Origin of the sequence: Vibrio sp. 10N.247.310.17 (assembly GCF_041466605.1) — a bacterium.
In the GTDB taxonomy this organism is placed as follows: Bacteria; Pseudomonadota; Gammaproteobacteria; order Enterobacterales; family Vibrionaceae; genus Vibrio; species Vibrio tasmaniensis_A.
The window spans coordinates 98,889-106,034 of record NZ_JBFSTC010000005.1 but is presented as its reverse complement, the minus strand read 5'-3'; the positions used below and the strand labels follow the sequence as shown (position 1 = coordinate 106,034).

The window sequence follows — 7,146 nt, the reverse complement described above, 5'->3', positions numbered from 1 at the left end:
TTTTAGTAAGACTCGCTACACTGTGCGATCTAAACACCTTAAATGATAGGTGTTGCCTTTAAAGGAGCGTTCTATCTTTATTTCTATCTCGATCTCTATCTCTATCTCTATCTCTATCTCTATCTCTATCTAAGCGACTAAGATGCTGGACTGCTAAGCCATTAAGCCTACTAATCTATTAAACTAACTAACTAACTAACTAACTAACTAACTAACAAGCGAACAAGCGAACAAGCGAACAAGCTATTTTGCGTTGACGGCTCGCACAAAAGCTTCTTGTGCACCTTCAACATTAAGTGCCTTCGCTTCATCTAACAAACCTAAAGCTTTCGGTATATCACCTGACTTCACCGCATTTTGTATAGCAGACAAATAGAAGTCTTTTGTCTCTTGCTGCACACGTATCTGCGTGTCTGCTTTCTTCGGTACAACAGCTGTTGCAGTCGCTGCCATAGCGGCAGGGGCAGCAACGACTGGCGCTACGGCAGGTTTAGCACGGTAAGGGCGAAGTTTTAAAGTTTTAATTTCTAACTCTAAACGACCACCTAATTGATTGGTGTATACCGGATCGGTGACCATAGGCATCACCTCACCAAATTCTTTCGCTCTCACCTTTGCTGGGTGATCAACTTTCACCTTATTGCCAAGCTCATCAGCAGGCGTGTAGATAACAATATAAGGTGTCTTACTCGCATCAATACGCAAGCGCTCAATGTAACTCGTGCGAGTAAAAGCGTCTGATGCCTGAACCTTAAAGTCTTCAAACTTCAATGTTTGCACTGGCTTAAAGTTTTCATCTAGAAGCATGGCTTCTGGAGCAAAAACTGAATCATCGATCATCAAGCTCGATAGCTTAACGACCATCTCACCTGAGCGCTCGCTGAACTTGAACGCTGCAAAGTGGCTATTGCCTGTTGTAAATGTACCAACAGGTGATCCCAAGTCGATATCAAATTTTAAATCTTCATTATCATTCAATTGCGCGTATGGGAACTGCGAAAAATCGCTGCAGCATACTTCTGCATTGGTAGGTGCATCGAGTTTAGTTTGAACCTGAGCATCGGAAGCACAACCGCTTAGCAAGGCACCTAGTACCACGGCTAACATAGAGCTTTTATTTGTCATTGTAATCTCTCTCACTATTGGTTGTTGTTGGGGGAAACGGAAAAAGGCAGCCAATGGCTGCCTTATACTTTAAACGGTTTAGAACCAAATTTCAGTGTGTACACCGAATACAAATTCGTCTTTACCGTTATCGATACCAATTTGTTTAGCACTTGCTTCATCATCAGCTTTAATGTAGCTAATGTAAGGCTTAACTTGTGGACGACCGAAGTAGTCAGAGTTCGCTGTAAATGCAGTTGCAATTTCTAGGTTAAGAATATCGCTCTCTACAGCATCGCCAGTACGACCACCAAAGTAACCTTCATCACCCTCTTCGTGACCGTAAGAAGCCGTTGCTTCTAAACGAACGTTGTCGTTCAGCTTGTAAGAAGGACGAGCTGCAACTATGTAACGAGTCAAACCGTCAGCGCCAAACAATTGGTCAAGAGCCGTCAAGTAAGTCACTTCTGTACCAAGTTGCATTCTCTCTGAAATATTGAGGACACCGTAAGACGTCAAGAATAATGATTCTTCTTTATCACCGCCACCAGACCAACCACCGAAGTTAACACCCGTTTTTGCCATTACGCCAGAACCGTAACCAATTGCGTTTTGAGTCCAACCGTCTAGGCCGTAGTAGCTAGTATTCAATGTTACAGAAGCACCAAAACCATCATCATTCTCGCCTTCTTTCACCTGCTTACCAAGTTTTAGATCAAAATCTAGAGAGCCGATACCCGCATCCACGCCGTAGTAGTACAAATCGATAGAAGAGAGAGTTTCTCTTTCTTTTGCACCGTTTTTATTAACTTTACATTTATTAGGATCTGTCGATGTAGTGCCATCTTTTTGCTTACAGTCAATCGCATAAGAATCTGCAGAACCTGCATCAGGATCAGCCATTACGTAAGCGATACCAGCTGTATGTCCTGCAAGCTTAGTTTGAATACCCGCGCCGATACCCGATGATTGTTTCCAAAACTCACCAGAAAGAAGACCAGATGCACGGTTAAGGTAACGTTGACCACCCCAAATAGAGGTGTCTTCACCTAGAATACCGCCAAGCTCAACGTAAGCTTCTTTTACTTCAAATTGAGCATCACTATTCTGTTTCCGTGAACCTTCAGAAGAATAAGCGTATGAGTTACCGTTACCATATTCAGTTCGAACTACATAATCTGCCCACACACCATTTTCGTATTCACTGTGCTTTTTTAGTGAAAATTCTACTTGGTTCGTGCTTTTACCGTGAGTACCCGCAGTTTTGTAATCTTGTTTACCAAATTCAGTGTCTACTGTTTTACCATCTACAACACGAACGTTAGAAGACATGTAACCGTGAACTTCCCAGCCGTCAGTGATAACGTCAGTAGGGTTTTTCACCTCTACTTCCATTGAAGAGTCACCACTTGTTACATCAAGTGCAACGTCATTTTCTGCGAACGCTGAACCAGCGACAAGTGCAGAAGCCACTGCAGCAGCAATCAAACTTACTTTTTTCATTCTTAACTCCATTAAGGACGATTTATTTTAGGTTTTATATTTTTGCTCTCTTGCGACAACCAAAGGCAGTAATGGCGGACGTAAGATAGAGAGGTTTAGGGTTTCCCCTGATTCGTTTCAACGGAGCTAATATTAAGAGGGGATGACAAGTTTGACTTCCTCCACCCCGAACTAAATTAAGGGGGATGAGAAGGGAGTAGAGTTTATACAGAATGGTATTTTAAGGGGTTGGATCACTTAATCTAGGAGGAGTAGACAGCACACAGATCTAATTATTCAGCATAAGTGAGATCTACTTCAAATATATAATTTGAACTTCATCGATGAATTATTTTTCAACAAAATTTATTCTATGAAGTTGCTTGACCTTAATGGGACAAAGCCTTTTACTAATAGTTCACTGATGTTGATAAACGAACAAGAAATCAAGCAATGACTAGAACGCTCGCTCGCCCTTATCCACTAGGCGCAACGCTAGGTAACACTGGCTGTAACTTCTCAATTTATTCCCCTGACTGTAAATCCCTTTCTCTCGCTCTTTTTGACGAGAACGATGAGTTCACCACTTATAAATTGGAAAATGAATACGCTGATATCAGATATGTATTTGTTGATGGTATTAAAGCGGGACAAAAATACGGTTTCATTGCTGAAACTGATAATGGCCCGATCTTACTTTCCGACCCTTACGCTAAAGCAATAAACGAACCGCTCGATTACGCAACGCCATATACCAATGAAAAAAGCTTTTCGATGGCGAAGTGTCTCGTAGTTGATGATACGTTCGATTGGCAAGATGTCGAAAAGCCGCGTATTAGCCGCGAAGAGACCGTTCTTTTCGAAACCCATGTTAAAGGCCTATCTCAACTTCACCCAGAAGTCGCGACCAATACAAAAGGCCGTTATTTGGGGTTAGTTAGCCCCGAAATGCTTGCATTCTATAAACAGCAAAACATCAATTCTCTACAACTTTTACCTATTGCTGCATGTATGCATGAACCCCACCTATTAGATATGGGGAAAGTGAATTACTGGGGTTACAATCCATATTTGTTTATGGTGCCAGACCCACGCTACGCAGAGAAAGACGCCGTTAGTGAACTCAAAACCGCGATTCGAGAACTGCACCGCAACGGTATCGAAGTCATTCTCGATGTCGTCTACAACCACACAGCAGAAGGCGGTGAAGGCGGCACAACCTTCAACCTAAAAGCACTCGATAGTCGCTACTACATTAAGCATGGCTGTCATTACGCGAACTTCACCGGTTGTGGTAATACGGTCGACCTCACCCACCAACCAGCACTTAATTTAGTAATGGATACACTGCGCTATTGGGTTAGTGAGTTCCAAGTCGACGGCTTCCGTTTTGATTTGGCAGCAACACTGGGCCGCGAAGGCGATAACTACAATCCTGAGGCTGCTTTCTTCAAAGCCGTTGCCCAAGATCCGGTATTGAAAGAAACCAAGTTAATAGCAGAACCATGGGACATCGGGCCAAATGGCTACCAAGTTGGCAATTTTCCGTTGGGGTGGAATGAGTGTAACGATAAGCTGCGAGATATCACTCGTAGCTTCTGGCGTGGCGACCAAGGCTACTTGAAAGAGTTTGCGACTCGCTTAATGGGCTCTCGTGACATCTACAGTGCCGCACACTGGCCGTACAAATTAACCGTCAACTACATCACTTATCATGATGGTTTCACCATGCAAGATCTTGTTTCTTATAAACATAAGCACAATGAAGAAAATGGTGAGAGCAACCGCGATGGACACGGTGATAATCGCTCTGAAAACTATGGTGTTGAAGGCAACACAGAAAACCTTTTGGTTATCGCAACACGCGAAAAGCAAAAGCGTAACTTCATGGCTAGCCTGTTATTTGCATTCGGTATTCCACATATTTTGACGGCCGATGTGTTATCTCATTCTCAAAAGGGCAACAACAACGCGTACTGCCAAGACAGCGTCACTAGCTGGCTCAACTGGGAAGATTCCGAGCGTAAGGCTTATTTCAAGACTTGGTTATCTGAGATGATCTCCGCACGTCAGCAATACATGGTGCCGTTTATCAAAGCGTTCAGTGGCGATAAACGTAACTCTAACCGTATATTCTGGAGCCGTGTTGATGGCACAATCATGGAACATGATGATTGGAACCGTTTAAGCTCTGTAGCCTTACATTTAGGCATCGGCAAAGATGGCGACGAGTTGATTTATCTGATCAACCAAACCAACGCTCCTGCTCGATTTTCTTTACCGAGTGACCGTCAACAAGACTGGGGAACCATCTGTGATACCAACTTGAGAAACGTGAAACCGGGTCATGCCGAAGGTGAAATGCTGTTATCTCCCGTTTCAATGGCAATTTTGCACTATTCGCCAAACAAGACTGATTAGGTTTAGGTTAAAAGCCAAATCAGCTTAATAGAACACGCGAAGCCATAGAAGCCAGTTATGTTTATGACTGGCTTTTTTATTCGCTGAACGTCACAAACTCAATTTTTTATATGGAACATTTTGCATTGATGTGATTACGAAAACTGTTTAGTATGGCCGTACTATAAAAATGAATCTATAACGTCTTTGGATATCATGGCTTTACCTAAAACATTAATTCGGCTTTTTAAACCATACATTATTTTATTAACTGGAGGGATGCTCTATCTTGCTGCAGCTCAACTTGAAAAAGTAGAAACGACAGCAAAAGAACAATCACTATCAAATATTCGTATCGCAAGTTCCATCATCAATTCCAACATCGAAGCCACATTCGGCAAACTCTATTTTTTGGAAACCAGTTTAAGCTTATCTACATCAGGCCCCGTCGGTGAACAAAAATTCAGGGACATCAGTGACAATATTCTTAAGAGAACACCTAACTTCTCCGATATTGTTCAATACCAGCCTCAATCCCAACAATATATTTCAACTCGTGGCCTGCCTCTTTCTAATGAGCAGATCAATGCCATCCAGTGGAATCCAATTGATAGTGTTGTAGAAGGTTTTTACATCTCTTCTATCTATCAAAAACCCGATGGTCGTTGGGTTTTCGCGATCAAACACACGACGGAAAAGTTGAACAAAGAAATATGGATTGAGTTTGACCTTTTGCATACCACACAAGGCCTGAGAGACTTAAAGACATTAGACCGTGGCTATGTATTTGTGGTTGATAGAGCAACCGAACGACTGGTTTTCCATCCTGATCCGAAACGCATTGGCTCCAAATCCATCAGCTATCATGCAGGCATCAGCCACCAACTCTCTCAAGGTGAGACCGTCGGCCAACACGAATACTACTATCAAGATAATTTCAAAATAACGGTATTTGATGCTGACAACAGCTTAAACTGGGTATTCGTCTCGGGCACTGATCGTCACGACATACTCACCAGCTCACACCAATTTACGCTAACTGGCGTGGTACTCGGGTCACTGCTTCTATTATGGATTGGCGCACACTACCTAGCTCACCGCTTGAACATGTCGTTATCTCAACTGAATAAAGTTGATGATCTCGCCAGCTTTAAACGAGAGTTAAAAGCCATATTCAATAGCTTTACCTATCAAAAAGGCATTCAATTCTGCCTTTATCAAGCAGAGAGCCATTCATTCAGTACCATCGATTATCATGGAAACAAATCAACGGTACATTCTGACAAAGCCCTTGCTGAGCGATTTTCTCCCGAAAGCATGGCTTATCGAAGCAGCAAATACGCGGATCCATTGGCACGTAAACTCAAAATACTCCAACGCCACTACTGTATCCCTTTGCACTCTCGTAACCAGCTAATCGCGGTGATTTACGTCAATGCGCCCTTGCCGATCAGCCAAAGTATTTTACGTATGATCAAAGATTACACCGAAGTCTCGTTGTCTAACTTACTGCTCCACCATCAATTGAGCAGTAAAGATCTCATGACTCAGTTAGACAACAAAAGTAGTTTTAACATCGCGATCGACAACTACGCATGCGAACCCGATACCTATGTAGCTCTGCTCGATATCGATAACTTTGACCACGTAAATCGAGCTTACGGTGAAGCGATTGGCGACAAGATGATTAAGCTTGCCGCAGAAGCGATGCGTTCTTACTTCCCTAAGCCAAAAGGGCTTTGCCTTGCTCGAGTTGGGGATAAGGAGTTCGCCGTTTTATTCAAAGCGAATGATGCGAAGGATGCCAAGCACCAATTGGAACAATGTCGAGTCAGCATCGCCGAGAAAACCATAGTCACTCCGGATATCACATTGTCACTCAGTATCAGCGTCGGGTTTTCGCAAATAGACGGCGAAACAGACTCTGCTTTAGCCCTTGCGGAACAAGCAAAGCTTATCGCACTACAACTTGGAAAGAATCGAGTAGAAGGTCACATTAGAGGCGTAGCCAAAGCGTCGTAGACATTAGCTAACACGCTCGTATCACACCGATTGGTACGATACCGATAACGAAAAAGCACCTAGGATTAATCCCCTAGGTGCTTTTGTTTTTATGGAAAGTCATTACAATGCGCGTTCGATACAACAATACCCTTTTTT

4 protein-coding genes are annotated in these 7,146 nt (G+C 43.0%); 2 read left to right on the top strand and 2 right to left on the bottom strand.

Annotated features, from left to right (window positions below; all coding sequences use genetic code 11):
- Positions 1 to 243: 243 nt before the first annotated feature.
- A complete protein-coding gene (locus AB6D80_RS03270) occupies positions 244 to 1,125 on the bottom strand; it encodes a MalM family protein (RefSeq protein WP_102249446.1) in 882 nt (293 codons plus the stop codon).
- 78 nt (positions 1,126 to 1,203) lie between these two features.
- On the bottom strand, positions 1,204 to 2,607 hold the full coding sequence (locus AB6D80_RS03265; protein WP_372187764.1) for a carbohydrate porin: 1,404 nt from the start codon (positions 2,605 to 2,607) through the stop codon (positions 1,204 to 1,206).
- Positions 2,608 to 3,039: 432 nt separating this feature from the next.
- Here AB6D80_RS03265 and glgX point away from each other — a divergent pair, with 432 nt between their 5' ends.
- Together glgX and AB6D80_RS03255 are read left to right on the top strand one after the other, a co-directional pair.
- Positions 3,040 to 5,007, top strand: a complete 1,968-nt coding sequence (glgX, locus tag AB6D80_RS03260; protein WP_372187762.1) for a glycogen debranching protein GlgX — start codon at positions 3,040 to 3,042, stop codon at positions 5,005 to 5,007.
- Positions 5,008 to 5,265: 258 nt separating this feature from the next.
- A complete protein-coding gene (locus tag AB6D80_RS03255; RefSeq protein WP_122046147.1) occupies positions 5,266 to 7,008 on the top strand; it encodes a diguanylate cyclase domain-containing protein in 1,743 nt (580 codons plus the stop codon).
- Positions 7,009 to 7,146 lie beyond the last annotated feature (138 nt).

What these genes read in the sequence shown, in the direction of transcription:
- AB6D80_RS03270 (WP_102249446.1), bottom strand. Translation starts at nt 1,125, where the DNA reads ATGACAAATAAAAGCTCTATGTTAGCCGTGGTACTAGGTGCCTTGCTA.
- AB6D80_RS03265 (WP_372187764.1), bottom strand. Translation starts at nt 2,607, where the DNA reads ATGAAAAAAGTAAGTTTGATTGCTGCTGCAGTGGCTTCTGCACTTGTC.
- glgX (WP_372187762.1), top strand. Translation starts at nt 3,040, where the DNA reads ATGACTAGAACGCTCGCTCGCCCTTATCCACTAGGCGCAACGCTAGGT.
- AB6D80_RS03255 (WP_122046147.1), top strand. Translation starts at nt 5,266, where the DNA reads ATGCTCTATCTTGCTGCAGCTCAACTTGAAAAAGTAGAAACGACAGCA.